Source organism: Rhizobium sp. O111 (genome assembly GCF_055616315.1).
Map to the genome: position 1 here is coordinate 946,018 of NZ_JBSHXL010000001.1, position 18,060 is coordinate 964,077.

Sequence of the window (18,060 nt, forward strand, 5' to 3'; positions counted from 1 at the left end):
TTTTGCGACAAGCTACCGTCGAAAATTCATTCAATTTTCAGTTTTTTTTCCCGCTGTGGCGAATCGGTCAGCGCCAGGATGCCGGCAAAAACAACGAAGGATGACAACCACCCGAGAATGACGTCGGACAGATAGTGTGCACCGAAGGCCAGACGCAATGCCGGTGCCAGTAACGAAATCGTGGCCAACGGCAGGAAGAGCGCGCGTCGCGACGCGCGCGGCATGATGAAGAGAAGACAGAGCAGCCAGCCTGCGCCTGCGGCTTCGCCTGAAACGAAAGAACAGTTGGACAGGCACTTGCCCGCCGTCGATCCCGCAGGCACGAAGTCGAGCGCGCCACCGAAATCGGTTGTGGAAAATGGACGAGGGCGCCCCCAATGGTCCTTTAGGATGAAGTTGACGAGAACGATCGGGCCGGCGATCAGCGAACCGAGAGCGATCTTCAGCTTGCGTGCGCGCTCGGCGTCGAAGGTGGCGCCGAAGTGACCATAGCAATCAATGAGCTTCCACAGCAGCACAAACGCGGCGATGTAGGGAAGGCGCAGGAAAAGCGTGCGCAGGATTTGCAGCGTGAATTCCTGGCGGTAGGGAAAGTGCCCACAGACCTCGCGAAGCGAAACGCCGACATTGCAGGCTTCACGGGTGAAGAAATGCGCCGAGATTTCTTGGTCGATCTGAGGAAACAGATTGAAGACGACAAGCAGCGCAAACCATGTGGCGAGAAGGAATTTGAAGACGTCGGCGGCTCCGTAATCCGCTTCGCGTATGGCAGTCGGACTGAAAGTCTTCAATATGGAGTTCAAGACCGATCCTCGCCGCATCAACTTGTGCGGATGAATAGTCGTCGTCCATGACGCTTTGTTGACGCAACTCCCGCGATCCTGAACGCGATGGCTGTGACAAAGACTTGTCTTCAGTGGTGAAAACCTGAATGATCGGGCAAGAGGATTTAAAACGATCCCACTGGAGAAGACATGTCAGCCAAATTCGATATCTCGTTTGAAAACTCTGCCGAAATTGCCGGTGGATACGCCATTCTGTTGCAGGCCAAGGGGCAGGATCTCGCCGCCGGCGCAAGTGTCGCCGACCCATCGGGCGTGGTGGCCAAGGCCGCCAAGATCGCCGCGTTTTCCGCCAAGCTCGCCGGCGCACTCGATATCGTGGCGCCTGAGGGATCGAAGGCCGAGCGCATCTTCGTCATCGGTCTCGGCAAGGCGGACGCTCTGGTTTCGTTCGATTGGCTGAAGGCTGGTGGCGCTGCCGCCGCGAAGATCAAGAACACGACGGATGTGACCATCTTTGTGGACGCGCCCGGCGTGGATGTCACCGCCACGCAGGCCGCCGATTTCGCGCTCGGCATGATGTTGCGCGCCTATGGTTTCGATACCTACAAGACGAAGAAGTCGGACGACGACAGCAACAGCAAAGACGGCAGCGCGCCGATCAAGGTCCGCATCGTAACCGCAAACGCCGCTGAGGCCGCCAGGGCCTTCGAGGTCTCGCAGGCGGTCGCCGATGGCGTCAATCTGGCGCGCGACCTCGTCAACGAGCCGGCGAACGTGCTCGGCCCCGTCGAATTCGCCGCCAAGGCCAAGGAACTCGAGAAGCTCGGCGTCGAGGTCGAGATCCTGACGGAAAAGGAAATGAGCAAGCTCGGCATGGGCGCGCTTCTAGGCGTTGCCCAGGGCTCCGTACGTCCGCCGCGCCTAGCTGTCATGCAGTGGAAGGGCGGCAAGAGCGGCGATGCGCCGCTCGCCTTCATCGGGAAGGGCGTCGTCTTCGATACCGGCGGCATCTCCATCAAGCCGGCCGGTGGCATGGAAGACATGAAAGGTGACATGGGCGGTGCCGCCGCCGTCACGGGTCTCATGCACGTGCTGGCCGCCCGCAAGGCCAAGGCGAACGTCGTCGGCATCATCGGCCTGGTCGAGAATATGCCGGATGGCAACGCGCAGCGTCCCGGCGATATCGTCACCTCCATGTCTGGCCAGACCATCGAGGTCATCAACACCGATGCCGAAGGCCGCCTCGTGCTCTGCGACGCCGTCTGGTATTGCAACGATCGTTTCAAGCCGAAGTTCATGATCGACCTCGCGACGCTGACAGGCGCGATTCTCGTGGCGCTGGGCAACATCCAGGCCGGCCTGTTCTCTAACGACGACAAGTTGTCGGAGCATTTGATCGCGGCCGGAACCGAGACCCACGAGCGTCTCTGGCGCATGCCGCTGGGCAAGGAATACGACAAGATGATCGACAGCAAGTTCGCTGACATGAAGAACACCGGCGGTCGCCACGCCGGCTCGATCACGGCGGCCCACTTCATCGGCCGCTTCGTCGGCGAGACGCCCTGGGCCCATCTCGATATCGCCGGCACCGCCATGGGCTCGCCGCTCGACGAGATCAACCAGTCCTGGGGCTCCGGTTACGGCGTGCGGCTGCTAGACCAGCTAGTGCGTGCAAACTACGAATCATGACCGAGGTCCTGTTCTACCATCTGACCGAATCCAAGCTGGAAGACGCGCTTCCGCCGTTGCTCGACAAAAGCGTCGAGCGCGGCTGGCGCGTCGCGGTTCAGATGAAGGAAGCGACTCATAGGGATGCGCTCGATGCGCATCTCTGGACCTTCCGCGAAGACAGCTTCCTGCCGCATGGCACGGATGAAGGCAAACTCGCCGGCAATCAGCCGGTTCTCCTGACTGTTGCCGATGACAACATCAACGGCGCTACAGTCCGCTTCATCGTCGCCGGCGCCGAGCCGCCGCCGCTCGATCCCTATGAGCGGGTCGTGTTCATGTTCGACGGCTATGATCAGGAGCAGCTCGAAGGCGCACGCGCGCAGTGGAAGAAGCTGAAAGGTGAGGGGCATAGCCTCACATATTGGCAGCAGACGCCCGAGGGGCGCTGGGAAAAGAAGGCCTAGAGTCTGTCCGGATCAGCCGATCCCTGCATCCTTGACCACCTTCTCGATGAAGTCGTGCTTCGCGCGGGTGTACTCGGCGCGGCTTGCCGCATGCGTGCCGGCGAGGTCGATTTTCAGCTGCTCATAGGCGCGGGCGAGATCGGGATCGGCGCGCAGCGCATCGCGAAATGCCAGCATGCGGTTCCAGTTCTCGCCGTGATATTCCACGACATGCACGAGATGCGTCCGCGTCTCGCCCTTGATGCCGCGCCCGAAGATGTGGTCGTCGGGAACGAGATCGGTGCCGGCGTAGTCGTAGCCGATGCTCTCCATCGCGCCGACGCAGGCCGGGCCGTCGGCGAAGTAACGAATGCCGACCATGATATCGATGATCGGCTTGGCCTTGATTGATGGGATCGATGTGCTGCCGACATGCTGGATGTCGATGACGGTGTCGCCGAGCGCCTGGCGGATCGCCTCGGCCTCTTCTTCATAGGCTTCATGCCATAAGGCATTTGCGTCGGAGAGCGATACCGTCAGGTTTTTCAAGCCTAGACCGAAAGCTTCATCGTCGCGCATGCCGAACCTCTGAGATAGCCAGGATGACCTTACTGTATCACGAGGTTCGGCAATTTCGAATCAATCGTGGAACGCTTCCACGAACTTGCGGCGGCCGAGCATGAAGGCGTCGGCGACGTGGCGCAGCGGCGCGAGGTCGACGTCTGACTTACCAGCCTTGACGATTTCCGCGAAGCGACGATAGAGCGAAGGATATTCCTCTTCCGGCGCTTCGAACTTCAGCTCGCCGTTGATGGAAAGCTTCGAGCCGCCCTCGGCCAGAACCATCTTGCCTGCCGCCGTCTCGGCGAAGATATCCCAGCTCTGCTTGCCGGTCTGGCGCCAATCGAATTCGACATGCGCGGGCACGTTATCGGCGTTCTTGAAGTGCAGGTCGGCTGCGATCGGCGCGTCGCGGTTCTCGGGGAACTCCAGCGTTGCGCTGGTCAGGAAGATCGCCTTCGGCAGGATATGCGTAACGATCGACAGCGCGTTGATGCCGGGATCGAACACGCCAAGGCCGCCGGCCTGCCAGATCCAATCCTGATTCGGGTGCCACTGGCGCACGTCTTCCTTCCAGACGACGTGAACGCTGTCGATGGTCGTGGATGCGAGGAAGGACTTGGCTGCCTCGACGGCGGCCGCATAGCGCGAATGCCAGCTGGCAAACAGCGATACGCCCTTGGAGGCGGCGAGCGCCTCGAGATCGGCTACTTCGCTCAGCGTCGCGCCCGGAGGCTTTTCAAGAAACACGTGCTTGCCGGCCGAGAGCGCCTTGTGGGCGGCCTCGTAGCGGTACTGCGGCGGCATGCACAGCGACACTGCGTCGATCTCGGGCACGGCGTCTAGCATCGCGTCGATCGCGGTGAAGCTCTGGACGCCATCGACCGTGCCGTGACGGCTCGCCGTGGCGATCAGGTTGAAATCCGGGTTCTTGGCGATGGAGGGGAGGTGCTGGTCGCGGACGATCTTGCCGACGCCGACGATGGCGAGGTTGATGGGTGACATGCTGTTGGCTCGCTTCGGTGTTTCGCTCAAAAGTATGATTATTGGGCGCCTGTTTTAACAGAAAGACGCCGGCGGGCAAGCGCCGGCGTCTGCCGTGAACCTCGAATTCCGCAGTCGAATTACAGCGACGCCATAACGGTCGGCGCGACCGGCTTCTTGAACTTCAGCGTCACCACCTTGTAGCCCTCGGCCTCCAGCTTGGTGAGCAGGGTGGGCAGCATGGTTGCCGTGCGATTGTGGATGTCGTGCATCAGGATGATGCCGCGTCCGCGCTTGTGGAGAAGGTCAAGCGTCCGCTTGGTCACGGCGGCGGGCGTCGTGTTGAAATAGTCCTTGCTGTCGACATCCACGTCCATCACGACCATGTCCCGAATGGCGATCGCGGCGCGCAGCTTGTGGCTGTCGGCGAGATAGGGGAAGCGGAAGAAGTTGACGTCGACACCCGTGGCCTTGGTCACCGCCGCTTCGCCGCGCATGACTTCCGCCATCGCCATGTCGAAGGTCAGAGCCGCCAGGTTGTCGTGCTTGTAGGTGTGGCTGCCGATCGCATTACCGTCCATGGCGACCTTGCGGGCGAGTTCGGGATGCAGCGCCGCCATCTCGCCGACCATCATGAAGGCGCCCTTGACGCCGAACTCGTCAAGCGTCGCCAGAACACGGTCGGTGCGGCCGGGGATCGGGCCATCGTCGAAGCTGAGAATGACTTCCTTGTCCTGCAGCCGGATATCGTGGATCGACGACACCGTCATGATGCGGCCGGCGAGGTGGTGCTGCTTGCCAAACCCACGTGCACGTGGCTGCTCGGCCGCATCGCCGCTGATCGTGTCCTGCTTGCCTTCGGGAGCCACGATCGACGAGGTCTTGATCGTCTTGTCGGGCGCGGGCTGCTTTGTTGTCTGGCAGCCGGCGAGGGCGGCGGCGCACAGAAGAAGGCCGGAGTAAAAAGCGAAGCGATGCATGAAGAGGGTCTCAACAAATCAGTAATGAATGTTGAGACAACCTTGATGATTATGGTTAACGATCGGTTTCTTTCGACCGTTCGCGCGCTAACAAATGTTAATTTCGAAGCGCTCGACTAACGACTGTGGCTATCCCGCCATAGCCTCTTCGTACTCGGACGAAAGCTCCAGCCATTGCTCTTCGGCCGCAGCCAGCTTGGCGGCCGCTTCGCCGCGCTGCTTTGCCTTCTCTGCGGCCTTCGCCGGCGCCTTTTCGTAAAGCACCGGATCCGCAAGTTCCGCATCAAGGCCCTGAATCAGTTTCTCCAGCTTCCCCGTCAAGGATTCGATTTCGTTGATCTTTTTCTTGAGAGGGGCGAGCGAGGCGCGCCGGTCGGCGTTGAGCTTGCGCTGGTCCGCCTTGGTCGCGGTCTCCTCAGTTACTTGCGGCTTTTCGTCTTTTTTTTTGCCGGAGGCGACGATCAGGTCGCGATACTCGTCCATGTCGCCTTCGAACGTGGTGACCGTGCCATTGTTGACCAGCCACAGCCGGTCGACGGTCGCCTCGATCAGGTAGCGATCGTGCGAGATCAGGATGACGGCGCCGTCATAGTCGTTCAGCGCCTCGATCAGCGCGCGGCGGCTGTCGATGTCGAGGTGGTTGGTCGGTTCGTCGAGAATGAGCAGGTTCGGCGCATGGAAGGCGGCAAGCCCCATCAGCAGGCGCGCCTTTTCGCCACCGGACAGATCCTTGGCGGCCGTCGACATCTTTTCCGTTGCCAGACCCATCTGCGCGACACGGGCGCGCACCTTGGCCTCCGGCGCTTCCGGCATCAGCCGGCGGACATGCTCGACCGGCGATTGGTCGGGGATGAGGTCGTCGAGTTGGTGTTGCGCGAAGAAGCCGATCTTCAGGCTCGGCGCCAGCTTCACTTCGCCGCTTTCAGCCGAAAGCCTGCCGGAGATGAATTTCGCGAAGGTCGACTTGCCGTTGCCGTTGGAGCCGAGAAGCGCGATGCGGTCGTCATTGTCGATGCGAAGGTTGAGGCCTTTGAGGATCGGCTTGCCTGGCTCGTAACCCACCGCGCCGCCCGAGATGGCGACGATCGGGGAGGCGGGCTGCTTCTCCGGCTCGGGGAAGGTGATCGGCTGCACGTGATCCTCGATGACCGAGGCCACGGTGCCCATGCGCTCCAGCGCCTTGACGCGGCTCTGCGCCTGCCGGGCCTTGGAGGCCTTCGCCTTGAAACGGTCGATGAAGCTCTGCAGATGCTTGCGCGCCGCGTCGTTCTTCGCCTTCGCCTTGGTCTGCAACTCGTCGGCTTCCGCCTTCTGCCGCTCGAACTGGTCGTAGCCGCCGCGATAGAAGGTCAGCTTCTTCTGGTCGAGATGCACGATCGAATTGACGGCATTGTTCAAGAGATCGCGATCGTGGCTGATGATCAGCACCGTGTGGGGATAGCGTCGGACGTAATCCTCGAGCCAGAGAGTGCCTTCGAGGTCGAGATAGTTGGTCGGCTCGTCGAGCAGGAGCAGATCGGGCTCGGTAAAGAGCACCGAAGCCAGCGCCACGCGCATGCGCCATCCGCCTGAGAATGACGATGCCGGCCGCGCCTGCGCCGCCTGGTCGAAACCGAGGCCGGAGAGGATGCTGGCGGCGCGCGCTTCGGCCGAATGCGCGTCGATATCGACCAGGCGCATCTGGATCTCGGCGATGCGGTGCGGATCGCTGGCGGTCTCTGCCTCCGCCATCAATGCGGCGCGTTCCTTGTCGGCGGACAGCACGATTTCGATCAGCGAATCTTCCGTGCCCGGCGCCTCCTGGGCGACCTGACCGATCCGTGAATTCTTGGGGATGGTGATCGCGCCCGTCTCAGCCCCGAGATCGCCGGTGATGATGCGAAAGAGGGTGGACTTGCCGGCGCCGTTGCGGCCGACGAGGCCCGCCTTCGTGCCCGCGGGCAGCGAGACGCTGGCATGGTCGAGGAGAAGGCGGCCGGCAATGCGGGCGGAGATATCGCTAATCGTGATCATGCCCGGCGTTTTGGCCGAAAGCCGCGATCAGCGCAAGAGCTTGAAACGGTCTCTCAGCGCCCGAAGGCCTGCACCGGCAGGCGCCGGTTCGATTGGGCAGCATGCAGCGCGATACGGGCATTGGCCTGCAGCTGCGAGGCCGTCGCCGCGTCCGCGCTCAGGGCGACGCCGAGCGATACCGTCAGCTTGGCGTTCTGTCCGGCGTCCGAGGTCGCGAAGACCACGTTCTCTTCCACGGAGTTGCGCAGGCGCTCGGCGATCGCCATCGCCTCCTGCATGCCGACATTGGCGAACAGGAAGGTGAACTCGTCGCCATCCGTGCGGGCCACGAAGTCGTGCTTCTTGATCGATTTGCGGAAGAGGTCGGCGAGCTTCTTCAAAAGACGGCTGCCGGTCTGCGTGCCGTAGCGGCTGTTCAGCGCCTTGAAGTCGTCGATATCCATCATGATCAGCGCGCTTCCGGCCGAGCCTTCCTCGCGCTCATAGAGATCGAGTACGGTCTTGTTAAGCGCGGTGCGGTTGGGAAGGCCGGTGAGGCGGTCGGTCGACGATGCCGTTTGAGCGGCGGCGACGCCGCGCTCAAGCGCCTCCATCCGATCGACGTCGTGGCGCAGCTTGGTCTCGAGATCGGTCTCGGCGGTCAGGAGACCGGCCAGAGAGGTCGACAGGAACTCCATCTCGCTCATCAAGGAAGAGAGGCTCTGGTCCGGGCTGCCGGTGATCGATTTCAGCGCGGTTTCCGCCGCGCGCATAAAACTCTGCTTCTGCTTTACGCCTGACGTCAGGCGCTCGACGGCATCGCGCATCATCTTGCTCATCTCGGCCTGCGAGGTCTCTCCGACCAGCCCGCAATGGCTGACGAGGCGATATTTGAGGCCGAGTTCATCGAGGGATGGCTGGCGCGGTGCCGCGCCAAGCGAGGCGATATCCTGCGCAAGCGCGGCGTTCTGGCCAACGATCGCCTCATGAAACAGCTCGTAATTGCGCGGCAGGCCGGAAACGCCAAGGCGCGTCATGTGCTGGCTGATGCGCTGAATATCCGTGACCGGTGCCGGACGGGATGTCTCGCGTTGCGCCTGCGGGCTTGATGCTGCACTTGCCATGTTGCACTCCTCGCTCGTCGGCCCTGTCCGGCCTCGTTCTCTCCCCTATGCACCGGACTATTTAAGATGGGCTGAATTTGCACCTTTGCCGAGTAAAACCATTTCCGGGATTTCGCCAACGCGGTTAATGCCGCGTTTCCGTCATGCGCTCAGCCAGCGCTTGCCGTCGCTGTGCAGGAAGTAGCTGAGATCGAGCGACAGGCTGGGCTTGCCGAGCGAGGTCAGCGTCATGTGGCACTGGCCGCGATGATGCGTCTGGTGGTTGAACAAATGCGACAGCGCCGGCCACAGCGGCTGGGTAATCGCGCCGGGACGGGTGACGGGGGTATAGGTGAACGTATCCGCGAGCGCCTCGGCATCAAGCGTATCGACCCAATCGGCGATCCTTGTATCCTCCCGCTCACGCGCGGCATGCAGGCCGGCGAGGTCTTCATAGAGGATGCTGTCGAGCGTCGTCGGCGCGTCGCCCGATCCGGTGAAGCGCTTCATCCAGATCCGGTCGGCCGACAAGATGTGGTTCAGCGTTGCGTTGAGCGAGCCGAAGAAGGCGCCGCGGTTTTCCCGGTATTCGGCATCCGTCAGTTCCGAGGCTGCCGCATAGACCTTCCCGTTGGCCCAGCGGTTGTAATCCGCAAACATCGCATATTGCTTTTGCATTTTGCCCTCCATCTCTCGATCTGTTCTATCCTATGGGGCTTTGCCAGCAATGGCGCTGATGGCTTCATGAAATTCCGTCATCGCCTCGTACCAAACTGTCCCGCTCTGTGACGGACGCGTGAAATTCGCGCAGCCCCCTTGTTTTCAGCCTATCGGACGGGTAAACACCGCCCACTTTTCCCCGATGAATGAGGATTATTACAATGGCGATTGAACGCACCTTCTCGATGATCAAGCCGGACGCAACGAAGCGCAACCTGACCGGTGCCATCACCAAGGTATTCGAAGACAACGGCCTGCGCATCATCGCCTCCAAGCGCGTATGGATGTCCAAGCGCGAAGCTGAAGGCTTCTACGCCGTTCACAAGGAACGCCCCTTCTTCGGCGAACTGGTTGAAGGCATGACCTCCGGCCCGACCATCGTTCAGGTCCTGGAAGGCGAGAACGCCATCCTGAAGAACCGCGAAATCATGGGCGCCACCAACCCGGCAAACGCTGACGAAGGCACGATCCGCAAGCAGTTCGCGCTGTCGATCGGCGAAAACTCGGTTCACGGCTCGGACGCTCCTGAGACCGCTGTCCAGGAAATCGCCTACTGGTTCGCAGAAACCGAAATCGTCGGCTGAATCAAAAGCTCAGCCCCAAGGCTGAACTAATTGAAATGACTCCGAAAGCCCGGCCACCGCGCCGGGCTTTTTCACGTCTTGGGGCAGGTGTCGGCGCTGTCGTAATCCACGCTTCCGTCCGCTTTGAAGACCTCGGGGTTCTTGGTGTAGAGCGGCCCGACCACCAGCGGCTTGCCCGGCATGATCGACTGATCGACATCCGATATGACCGTCGTCTTCAGGCTCTGCAGCTCTTTGCCGCTTGCATCGACCAGTCTTATGCTGACGGCGTAGGGCCTGTCCTTCTTCACACAATGGATCGGCGGGCTTTGCAGGCTGATCTTCTCCCAAGCCGGAAAGATCTTCTCGTTGATCACAAGCGGCGCTCCGCCCGCTGGGTTCTCGAACTCGGCGATCGCCACCGCGCCGTCTGGCAGCGGCGCCTTCTTGCTGAGCGTCACCAAATAGGTCGCGATCGCGACGCGATAATTGAACACGAAGATATGGCCGCTGACCTGCACCAGCGTGTCGCTCTCGCGCTGGCATCCGCTAAGCACCAACATCGCCGACAGCAGGACCGCTCCGAACGCTTTCATGACCCGTTCTCCTCTTTCCGGCGCCGATAGTGCTTGATCGCCTTGGCTCGATTGCCGCAGACCGCCATGTCGCACCAGGTCCGGCTCCGGTTCTTGCTGCGATCGAGAAACAGCCAACCGCAATTGCCGCAGATCTTCATCCGCTCGGGCTCAGGCGAGGCGATCAGCTTCAGCACCGAATGTGCCGTGGCTCGATCGATGCCGGCAGCACCCGAGCTGCCACGTAGCACGACGGCGGCCGCTTCCAGCAACTCCGCCAACAGTCCATCGCTACCGCTTGAAAGGACGCGGTCGCGAAAATAGCGATCGGTCGCCTCGCGCAAGGCGATGAACGCAGGCCTGCCATCAGGCGGAACCGGCGCGACGTCCCCGAAGATCGCCCGTTCGGCGCAGAAATTCGCCGCCGCCTGGGGAAAGGCATGCAGCTGCGCGTCGATTGCAAAGCGATCGATACGGCGCTGTTCGTCGTGCCGCAGCACGACGCTGTTGGCGACATCGAATGCCAGTGCGCCGCCGGAAAAGCGGTGAGGGGTCCATGAGAAGGTCATCGTCAAAATATAACTGGTAAAAGCAATTTTGCCAGTTATGATTTCGTGGAAATAGGATATGTCGATGGCTTATCTCTTGCAGCAACTGGCGAATGCGGTGCCGCTGGCGGCTCTCTATGCCGCGCTGGCCTTCGGCTATGCGGTCGCCTTCGGCGTCACCAAGCGTCCCGACATCACCTATGGCGCGCTCTTCGCCTTCTCCGGCCAGATCCTGCTGCTCTTCACCGATTTCGGATACAACAAGCTATGGCTGGTCCTACCCGCGGCACTCGCGCTCGGCGCGGCCGCCTCGTTGGTTTATGCGATGGGGGCGGGGGTCTGGATCGGCCGCTCGGTCATGCTGCCGCTGGTGCGCCAGTCCTCGAACACGGTCATCGTCGCCGCGCTCGGCGTCACCATCGTCCTGATGGAGACCGCGCGACTGGCATCCGATACCCGTAGCCTTTGGCTGTCGCCGTTTCTCAATGGCCATGTCGTCTTCTGGCAGAGGGGCGGCTTCGAGGTGGTGTTGACCGAGATGCAACTGATCAACACCGCGCTGATGTGCGGCTTCGTGGCGATCGGCGCCGTGATCCTGAAGCGAACATCCTGGGGCCGCGCCTGGCGCGCCGTCACCGACGATCCGAAGGCTGCCGAACTCTGCGGCGTCAGCGCCGCAAGCGTCTTTCTCACGGCCTACGCCGCCGCCGTCCTGATGGCGACGCTCTGCGGCATCCTCTCCACAGCATATTACGGCACGATGGATTTCGGCGCCGGGCTGATGTTCGGGCTGAAGGTCCTGATGGTGGCCGCTGTCGGCGGCTATTCCGACCCGTTGAAATCGGCGGGTGGTGCTGCCGGTCTCGGGCTGGTCGAGACGCTATGGACCGCTTACGGCCCGGTCCTGTGGCGTGACTTCGTGGTCTTTTCGCTGCTTGTGCTTTTGCTGGTGCTCAGCCGGCGTGAACGGGTGATCCCGTGATCACTTCCATTTGTCGCGCGCGGCATCATCGTGGCCCTTGGCCTCGACCCATTGCCGCTCGACGCCGTCCTTGCCGTGCTCCTTCTTCCAGAAGGGCGCCGACGTCTTCAGGAAATCCATCACGAAGTTCGCGCCATCGAAGGCGGCCTGGCGGTGCGGCGCGGCGGCGATCACGAGCACGATGTTCTCGCCCGCAGCGATCTTTCCGTAGCGATGAATGGCGGTCAGGCCGTTGAGCTTGAAGCGCTCGATCGCCATCTCGGCGATCCGCGTCATCTCCGCCTCGGCCATTCCCGGATAATGCTCGAGCTCCAGCGCATCAAGCGTGCCGCCTTCGTCGCGGCAGAGACCGGAGAAAGTGACCACGGCGCCGATGCCGGGCTTGCCCTTGCACAACAGATCGATTTCGGCCTGCAGGTCGAAATCCTCGCCCTGGACGCGGATGGTGGGGGAGGTCGTCATCCGCCCGTCATCGGCGGAAAGATACCGATCTCCCGGGCATCGCCGATCGGCTCGTCGTGCTCGACATGTTCCTGATCGAGCGCGACGCGGATCACGTCGGGAAACTGCAATGCGGTCTCGTACTCCTCGCCGAGCGTCTTCAGGTGATCGAGAAGATCGGTGACGGTGACGACGGAGGCGGGGAGGGCGATATCTTCCTCGGCCTTGCCGATCCGCTCGCGCACCCAGGCGAAATAGATGAGCTTGGTCATTCGTCGTTTTCCACGATGTGCTTGATGCCGGCGCGGAAGTAATCGTAGCCGGTATAGATCGTCAGGATGGCGGCGAGCCAGAGCAGCCCGATGCCGGTCATCGTGGTATAGGGGAAGATCTCGTCGCCGGCGGGACCCGCGAGCAGGAAGGCGATTGCCACCAGCTGCACCGTGGTCTTCCACTTGGCGATACGAGTTACCGGCACGCTGACCTTCAGCGCCGCGAGATATTCGCGCAGGCCGGAGACCAGGATCTCGCGGCAAAGGATGGTGATGGCGGCCCAGATCGACCAGCCGGCGATTGTCTGGTCCGCGGCCACAAGCAGAAGGATCGAGGCGACCAGCAGCTTGTCTGCGATCGGGTCGAGCATGCGGCCGATATTCGACGTCTGGTTCCAGATACGGGCGAGGTAGCCGTCAAGAAAGTCGGTGATCGACGCGATGACGAAGATCCACAGCGCAACCCAGCGGGCCGTATTGCTGATCGACAGTTTTCCTTCCACGAAGAAGCACAGGACGATGAGCGGAACCGCGAGAATGCGGCCGTAGGTCAGCAGGTTGGGGATATTGTATGCGCGCGATGCCATGAAATCTGTCTCTGATTTGATACGTCCGTAGATGACGGCTTTGACCGCAAAGCGTCAACATTCTTTCTGTTTTTTCGCTGCCTTTGCGTGGAATTTGCGACCGACGCCACCTATTTCGCGGCGTCGTCGTGAAAATGATTGTAAACCTGCTTGGCGACCGTCTCCGAAATCCCCTCAACGGCCATAAGATCCGACAGTGCCGCCCGCGAAACCGCCTTCGCCGTTCCAAAATGCTGGAGCAAGGCACGTTTGCGTGATGGGCCGATTCCACCGATCTCGTCGAGCGGGTTCTTGACCATCTCCTTCTTGCGCCGCGCCCGGTGCGACCCGATGGCAAACCGGTGCGCTTCGTCGCGCATGCGCTGGGTGAAGTAGAGCACCGGGTCACGCGGCGGCAGCGTGAAGCTCTCGCCGCCGGGCAGGAAGAAGCGCTCGCGTCCGGCATCGCGATCGACACCCTTGGCGACGCCGATGGCGGTGACGCTGTCGGTGATGCCGAGCTCTTCCAGGATCGCCCGCACCGCCGTCATCTGCCCCTGACCGCCGTCGATCAGGATCACGTCGGGCCATGCAGGGAAGGGCATGTCGGCGGTATCCGCTGGAGCGACCGGCTGGCTCCTGTCCGGAATGCCCTCTTCCTTGAGCAGTCGCGTAAAGCGCCGCGTCATCACCTCGCGCATCATGCCGAAGTCGTCGCCGGGCGTGATGTCGGTCGATTTGATGTTGAACTTGCGATACTGGTTCTTCACGAAGCCTTCCGGCCCCGCCACCACCATGCCCCCGACGGCATTCGTGCCCATGATATGCGAGTTGTCGTAGATCTCGACGCGCTGCGGCACGTAGGAGAGCTTGAACGTATCCTTGAAGCCTTCGAGCAGCCGCGATTGCGATGCGGTCTCCGCGAGCTTGCGCCCGTGTGCCTCGCGCGCATTGCCCATGACGTGATCGACCAGATCGCGCTTCTCGCCGCGCTGCGGCACCAGCACCGAAATCTTGTGCCCCGCCTTTTCGGCGAAGGCTGCGGCGAGCAGTTCCATCTCCTCCACCGTTTCCGAAAGCAGGATCTGCTTCGGCACCGGCTTGTCGTCGTAGAACTGCGCCAGGAAGGCGCTCAGCACTTCGGCGCCTGTCAGCTGCGGGTCCGCCTTCGGGAAATAGGCGCGGTTGCCCCAGTTCTGCCCGGTGCGGAAGAAGAACACCTGGATGCAGGAAATGCCGCCCTCGTGATAGATCGCGAAGACATCGGCTTCCTCGACGCCGGCGGGGTTGATCCCCTGGTGGCTGGACACGTGCGACAGCGAGGCAAGGCGGTCGCGATAGACGGCGGCCTGCTCGAAATCGAGATCCTCGGCCGCCTGGTTCATCGCCTCGGCCATATGCGCCTTCACCTTCTGGCTCTTGCCGGAAAGGAAGTCCTTCGCCTCCTGCACCAATTCGCCATACCCCGCATCGCTGATCTCATGCGTGCAGGGCGCCGAACAGCGCTTGATCTGATAGAGCAGGCAAGGGCGGGTCCGCGTCTCGAACACGCTGTCCGTACAGGTGCGGATCAGGAAGGCACGCTGCAGCGAGTTGATCGTGCGGCCGACGGCGCCTGCCGAAGCGAAGGGACCGAAATAATCGCCCTTGCGGGCGCGCGCGCCACGATGTTTCAGGATGGCGGGTGCGCGGTGGTCGCCTGATATCAGGATATAGGGAAACGACTTGTCGTCGCGCAAAAGCACGTTAAAGCGCGGCCGCAACCGCTTGATCAGATTCGCTTCCAAGAGAAGCGCCTCGATCTCGGTTCTGGTGGTCACAAACTCCATATGCGCAGTCTGCCGCACCATCTGCGCGATGCGGTTGGAGTGCACGCGGCCGAGCGCGTAATTGCTCACGCGCTTCTTCAGGCTGCGCGCCTTGCCGACATAGAGAACGTCGCCGGCGTCGTTGAACATGCGGTAGACGCCGGGGCTGTTCGGCAGCCGCTTGACGAATTCCGCGATCAGGTCGGCGCCGACAAGCCCGGTCTCGTTGCTGCCGCCTTCGTTCCAGTCGATGGCAGAGGCAACCGGCGCGCCGACGGGCGAGGCAGAGCTTTCGCTTTCCACCTCGATATCGTCGTCGGTCTCGTCATTTTCGTCGTAAAGAACGCCGCCATCCGGCAGCTTCCTTGAATTCATTCCGTAATCTCCGCCACATCGGGCGTCTGCCAGGCAAGGTGCTGGCCGCCGTCGAGGGCAATCATTTGGCCGGTGATGGAGGGCGTATCATAGAGGAAGCGGATCGTCCGTCCGAATTCGCCGAATCCCGGCCCCGCTTTCATGATAAGGCCGTCCACCTGCTGCTGGAAGTCCTCTTCGCTCTGTCGCGCACTACGAACCGTCGGCCCCGGCCCGAGCGCATTGACGCGAATGCGTGGCGCGAAGCTCTGCGCCATCGTCTGCGTCGCAGTCCAGAGCGCCGCCTTTGAGAGCGTGTAGGAATAGAAGCCCGGATTGAGCGCCCACACCCGCTGGTCGATGATGTTGACGATCAGTCCCGCAGCGCTCTTCGGCAGCTGTTCGGCAAAGGCGGCGGACAATATGGAGGGCGCTCGCACGTGCAGCGCGAAATGATCGTCCCAGGCCGCAGCGTCAAAGTGGTGGGCCGAATCATTATGAAAGGCCGAGGCGTTGTTGACGAGCAAATCGAGCGGTCCAAGCGCCTCAAACGCCTTTTTTATCAGTCCGTTGGTGTCCTCGACGTCCTTCAAATCGGCGTGAAGCGCAATCGCGTTTTTGCCCTCTTGCCGCAATTCCGCCGCAAAATTTTCCGCCTCGGCGATGGAACCATTCGCGTGGATCGCCACCGAGAAGCCGCTCGCTGCAAGATCTTCGACTATCGCACGGCCTATTCTCTTGGCCGACCCTGTCACCAACGCTGTTCGAAGTCTTGTCTCGCTCAAAATCCTGCCTCTTCATCCCGCAAATCTCTGCGGTGCTTATATAGGCGGCCGATCAGATCTTATAAATAGGCGTCTTGATTGCGCACAGAACTTGGATATTGTACGTATTATTTAAGAATATAATTCGATAAAATAAGTATTCATGATTTAACGCTTGGTTAGGGTTAATGAAGTGTTTGTTGCGATAAAGCAACATCGAATTTCAGCCACCCCTAAGCCACAATCAAATCACATTTTGGCTCTTCCAAATCCTCATTTGCGCATCAATTTCCCTCTCGATCCGAAAGGGACATGCGTAATTGCTCGCGAATGCTTCACGTTAACACAGTTGATGAAGGGCGCGGGTTCGATAAGGAGATGAGTATGCGTACGTTTATTGCTAGCCTGTTGGTTTCGACCGTTGCCCTTGGTGGCTTTTCCGCTGCTTACGCGGCCGATGCCGTCGATCAGATCCCGGAAGCTCCGGTTGCCCAGAACGATGTAGCGCCTACTGGCAACTGGCAGGGCTTCTACCTCGGTGGCGCCGGCACCTACAACATGGGCGGCTTCGCTCACGACTATAACGCTCGCGCTTTCGGCGGCCAGATTTACAGCGGTTACAACTGGCAGCAGGGCCAGATCGTATACGGTGTCGAAGGTGACATCGGCTACTCCGGCGCTGACGGCGCTGTCGACGGCGGCACTGCCAAGAACGAAGTCAACGGCTCGATCCGCGGCCGTATCGGTTACGACCTGAACCCCTTCCTGCTCTATGGTACGGCTGGTCTGGCCGCCACCAAGAACAAGTTCAGCAACGCCGCTGGTTCTGACAGCGACAGCGCTCTGGGCTACACGGTCGGCGCCGGTGCCGAAGCCATGGTGACCAACAACATCACGGCTCGTATCGAATACCGCTACACCGACTACCAGAAGAACGACTTCAACGTCGGCGGCGCGAACATCTCGCGCGGCTATGACGAGCATAGCGTCAAGGTCGGTATCGGCATGAAGTTCTGATCATCCGATCAGAGAAATGAAAAAAGCCGGGGCATCGCTCCGGCTTTTTTGTTGCGCTTCGTTCGGTGGTGGCCGTCATTCCCCCTTGGGGAAGTCAGTGGACACCGCGAGTTCCCGCCATGCGGCCAGCTCCTCGGCAACGCTTGCGTTCTTCTTCTCGATCGCAGCCACCGTGTCGCTGCCGAAGGGCATGCGCAGCGGCGGATTGTTGGAATGCGCCAGCTTAATCATCGCCTTGGCGAAGCGGGCAGGGTCGCCCGGCTGCTGGTGGTTATGGCTAGCCGCGAAATCGCGCATCGCCCCGACAGGTGTCTCGGCGTAGTCGGCGATCGAGCTTGGGCTGACCGACAGCGAGCTTTCGTCGAGGAAGTCGGTGCGGAAGAAGCCGGGCTCAACGACTGTCGCCTTGATACCGAGCGGCGCGACCTCGGCGGCAAGCGCTTCCGTCAATCCTTCGACCGCGAACTTGGTCGAGCAATAGACGCCCCAGCCTGCATGTGAGACATAGCCGCCGATCGACGAGATGTTGAGGATATGGCCGGAACGCTGGCGGCGCATATGCGGCAGTACCGCGCGCGTCACTTTCAACAGGCCGAAGACATTGGCCGCGTAGAGCTTTTCGATCTCGTCGTTGGTCGCCTCTTCGACGGCACCCAGCAGGCCGAAGCCGGCATTGTTCAGCAGGATATCGATCCGGCCGAAGCGCTTGACGGCCTGCTCGGCGGCGGCGTGCGCCGAGGCTTCATCCGTCACATCAAGCGCGACCGCCAAGAGATTCGAATGATTCTGGAACTTCTCCTGCAAGCCTTTCGGATTGCGCGCCGTGGCGACGACGGCATCGCCGGCATCGAGAGCTTCCTGGGTGATAAGGGCGCCGAAACCGCGCGACGCACCAGTGATGAACCAAACACGCATGACGTTTTCCTTTCGG

20 protein-coding genes are annotated in these 18,060 nt (G+C 61.3%); 5 read left to right on the forward strand and 15 right to left on the reverse strand.

Annotation, left to right across the window (positions count from 1 at the left end):
• Positions 1 to 26: 26 nt before the first annotated feature.
• Positions 27 to 803 (reverse strand): phosphatase PAP2 family protein, encoded by a 777-nt coding sequence (locus tag ACVTFQ_RS04755; RefSeq protein ID WP_409527949.1) that lies wholly within the window; start codon positions 801 to 803, stop codon positions 27 to 29.
• Positions 804 to 974: 171 nt separating this feature from the next.
• Between ACVTFQ_RS04755 and ACVTFQ_RS04760 the strand changes: the two genes are divergently transcribed.
• A complete protein-coding gene (locus tag ACVTFQ_RS04760; protein WP_111561127.1) occupies positions 975 to 2,474 on the forward strand; it encodes a leucyl aminopeptidase in 1,500 nt (499 codons plus the stop codon).
• The gene (locus tag ACVTFQ_RS04765) at positions 2,471 to 2,920 is read left to right on the forward strand and encodes a DNA polymerase III subunit chi (protein ID WP_111561128.1); all 450 of its coding nucleotides are present in this window, start codon (positions 2,471 to 2,473) and stop codon (positions 2,918 to 2,920) included. Before ACVTFQ_RS04760 ends, ACVTFQ_RS04765 begins: the two co-directional genes overlap by 4 nt.
• Before the next feature lie 12 nt (positions 2,921 to 2,932).
• Here ACVTFQ_RS04765 and ACVTFQ_RS04770 read toward each other — a convergent pair whose 3' ends face one another.
• The 6 genes from ACVTFQ_RS04770 to ACVTFQ_RS04795 form a co-directional block, all read right to left on the reverse strand.
• Positions 2,933 to 3,478, reverse strand: a complete 546-nt coding sequence (locus tag ACVTFQ_RS04770) for a GrpB family protein (protein ID WP_111561129.1) — start codon at positions 3,476 to 3,478, stop codon at positions 2,933 to 2,935.
• A gap of 60 nt (positions 3,479 to 3,538) precedes the next feature.
• Positions 3,539 to 4,465, reverse strand: coding sequence for a Gfo/Idh/MocA family protein (locus ACVTFQ_RS04775; protein ID WP_111561130.1), 927 nt, complete (start codon positions 4,463 to 4,465; stop codon positions 3,539 to 3,541).
• A gap of 119 nt (positions 4,466 to 4,584) precedes the next feature.
• A complete protein-coding gene (locus ACVTFQ_RS04780) occupies positions 4,585 to 5,424 on the reverse strand; it encodes a polysaccharide deacetylase family protein (RefSeq protein WP_111561131.1) in 840 nt (279 codons plus the stop codon).
• Positions 5,425 to 5,553: 129 nt separating this feature from the next.
• Positions 5,554 to 7,437 carry a ribosomal protection-like ABC-F family protein gene (abc-f, locus tag ACVTFQ_RS04785; RefSeq protein ID WP_111561132.1) on the reverse strand — a complete coding sequence of 628 codons (1,884 nt, stop codon included), beginning with the start codon at positions 7,435 to 7,437 and terminating at the stop codon, positions 5,554 to 5,556.
• A 53-nt stretch (positions 7,438 to 7,490) separates the two neighbouring features.
• Complete coding sequence (locus ACVTFQ_RS04790; RefSeq protein WP_470423678.1) at positions 7,491 to 8,540, reverse strand: GGDEF domain-containing protein; 1,050 nt, start codon at positions 8,538 to 8,540, stop codon at positions 7,491 to 7,493.
• A 141-nt stretch (positions 8,541 to 8,681) separates the two neighbouring features.
• The gene (locus ACVTFQ_RS04795) at positions 8,682 to 9,197 is read right to left on the reverse strand and encodes a DinB family protein (RefSeq protein ID WP_111561531.1); all 516 of its coding nucleotides are present in this window, start codon (positions 9,195 to 9,197) and stop codon (positions 8,682 to 8,684) included.
• Positions 9,198 to 9,400: 203 nt separating this feature from the next.
• Between ACVTFQ_RS04795 and ndk the strand changes: the two genes are divergently transcribed.
• Positions 9,401 to 9,823, forward strand: coding sequence for a nucleoside-diphosphate kinase (ndk, locus tag ACVTFQ_RS04800; protein WP_018898730.1), 423 nt, complete (start codon positions 9,401 to 9,403; stop codon positions 9,821 to 9,823).
• A 71-nt stretch (positions 9,824 to 9,894) separates the two neighbouring features.
• Here the strand turns inward: ndk and ACVTFQ_RS04805 are convergent, their stop codons facing one another.
• Both ACVTFQ_RS04805 and ACVTFQ_RS04810 read right to left on the reverse strand, forming a co-directional pair.
• Entirely contained in the window at positions 9,895 to 10,398 is a 504-nt protein-coding gene (locus ACVTFQ_RS04805; RefSeq protein ID WP_111561133.1) for a hypothetical protein, read from the reverse strand.
• Entirely contained in the window at positions 10,395 to 10,946 is a 552-nt protein-coding gene (locus ACVTFQ_RS04810) for a CGNR zinc finger domain-containing protein (protein ID WP_111561134.1), read from the reverse strand. Before ACVTFQ_RS04810 ends, ACVTFQ_RS04805 begins: the two co-directional genes overlap by 4 nt.
• Positions 10,947 to 11,010: 64 nt before the next feature.
• Here ACVTFQ_RS04810 and ACVTFQ_RS04815 point away from each other — a divergent pair, with 64 nt between their 5' ends.
• Positions 11,011 to 11,907 carry a branched-chain amino acid ABC transporter permease gene (locus ACVTFQ_RS04815; RefSeq protein WP_111561532.1) on the forward strand — a complete coding sequence of 299 codons (897 nt, stop codon included), beginning with the start codon at positions 11,011 to 11,013 and terminating at the stop codon, positions 11,905 to 11,907.
• On the opposite strand, the gene ACVTFQ_RS04820 is transcribed toward ACVTFQ_RS04815, so the two are convergent.
• From ACVTFQ_RS04820 to ACVTFQ_RS04840, 5 genes are all read right to left on the reverse strand, one after another.
• Positions 11,908 to 12,369 carry a molybdenum cofactor biosynthesis protein MoaE gene (locus ACVTFQ_RS04820; RefSeq protein WP_111561135.1) on the reverse strand — a complete coding sequence of 154 codons (462 nt, stop codon included), beginning with the start codon at positions 12,367 to 12,369 and terminating at the stop codon, positions 11,908 to 11,910.
• Positions 12,366 to 12,620, reverse strand: a complete 255-nt coding sequence (gene moaD, locus ACVTFQ_RS04825) for a molybdopterin converting factor subunit 1 (protein WP_047513275.1) — start codon at positions 12,618 to 12,620, stop codon at positions 12,366 to 12,368. The genes ACVTFQ_RS04820 and moaD overlap by 4 nt, the downstream gene beginning before the upstream one ends.
• Positions 12,617 to 13,207 carry a CDP-diacylglycerol--glycerol-3-phosphate 3-phosphatidyltransferase gene (gene pgsA, locus ACVTFQ_RS04830; RefSeq protein WP_018898724.1) on the reverse strand — a complete coding sequence of 197 codons (591 nt, stop codon included), beginning with the start codon at positions 13,205 to 13,207 and terminating at the stop codon, positions 12,617 to 12,619. Before pgsA ends, moaD begins: the two co-directional genes overlap by 4 nt.
• A gap of 110 nt (positions 13,208 to 13,317) precedes the next feature.
• Complete coding sequence (gene uvrC, locus ACVTFQ_RS04835) at positions 13,318 to 15,369, reverse strand: excinuclease ABC subunit UvrC (RefSeq protein WP_111561136.1); 2,052 nt, start codon at positions 15,367 to 15,369, stop codon at positions 13,318 to 13,320.
• Positions 15,366 to 16,133, reverse strand: coding sequence for an SDR family oxidoreductase (locus tag ACVTFQ_RS04840; RefSeq protein WP_111561137.1), 768 nt, complete (start codon positions 16,131 to 16,133; stop codon positions 15,366 to 15,368). The genes uvrC and ACVTFQ_RS04840 overlap by 4 nt, the downstream gene beginning before the upstream one ends.
• Positions 16,134 to 16,496: 363 nt before the next feature.
• Here ACVTFQ_RS04840 and ACVTFQ_RS04845 point away from each other — a divergent pair, with 363 nt between their 5' ends.
• The gene (locus tag ACVTFQ_RS04845) at positions 16,497 to 17,129 is read left to right on the forward strand and encodes an outer membrane protein (protein WP_026283045.1); all 633 of its coding nucleotides are present in this window, start codon (positions 16,497 to 16,499) and stop codon (positions 17,127 to 17,129) included.
• Positions 17,130 to 17,204: 75 nt separating this feature from the next.
• Here the strand turns inward: ACVTFQ_RS04845 and ACVTFQ_RS04850 are convergent, their stop codons facing one another.
• On the reverse strand, positions 17,205 to 18,044 hold the full coding sequence (locus tag ACVTFQ_RS04850; protein WP_111561138.1) for an oxidoreductase: 840 nt from the start codon (positions 18,042 to 18,044) through the stop codon (positions 17,205 to 17,207).
• Between the last annotated feature and the right edge of the window lie 16 nt (positions 18,045 to 18,060).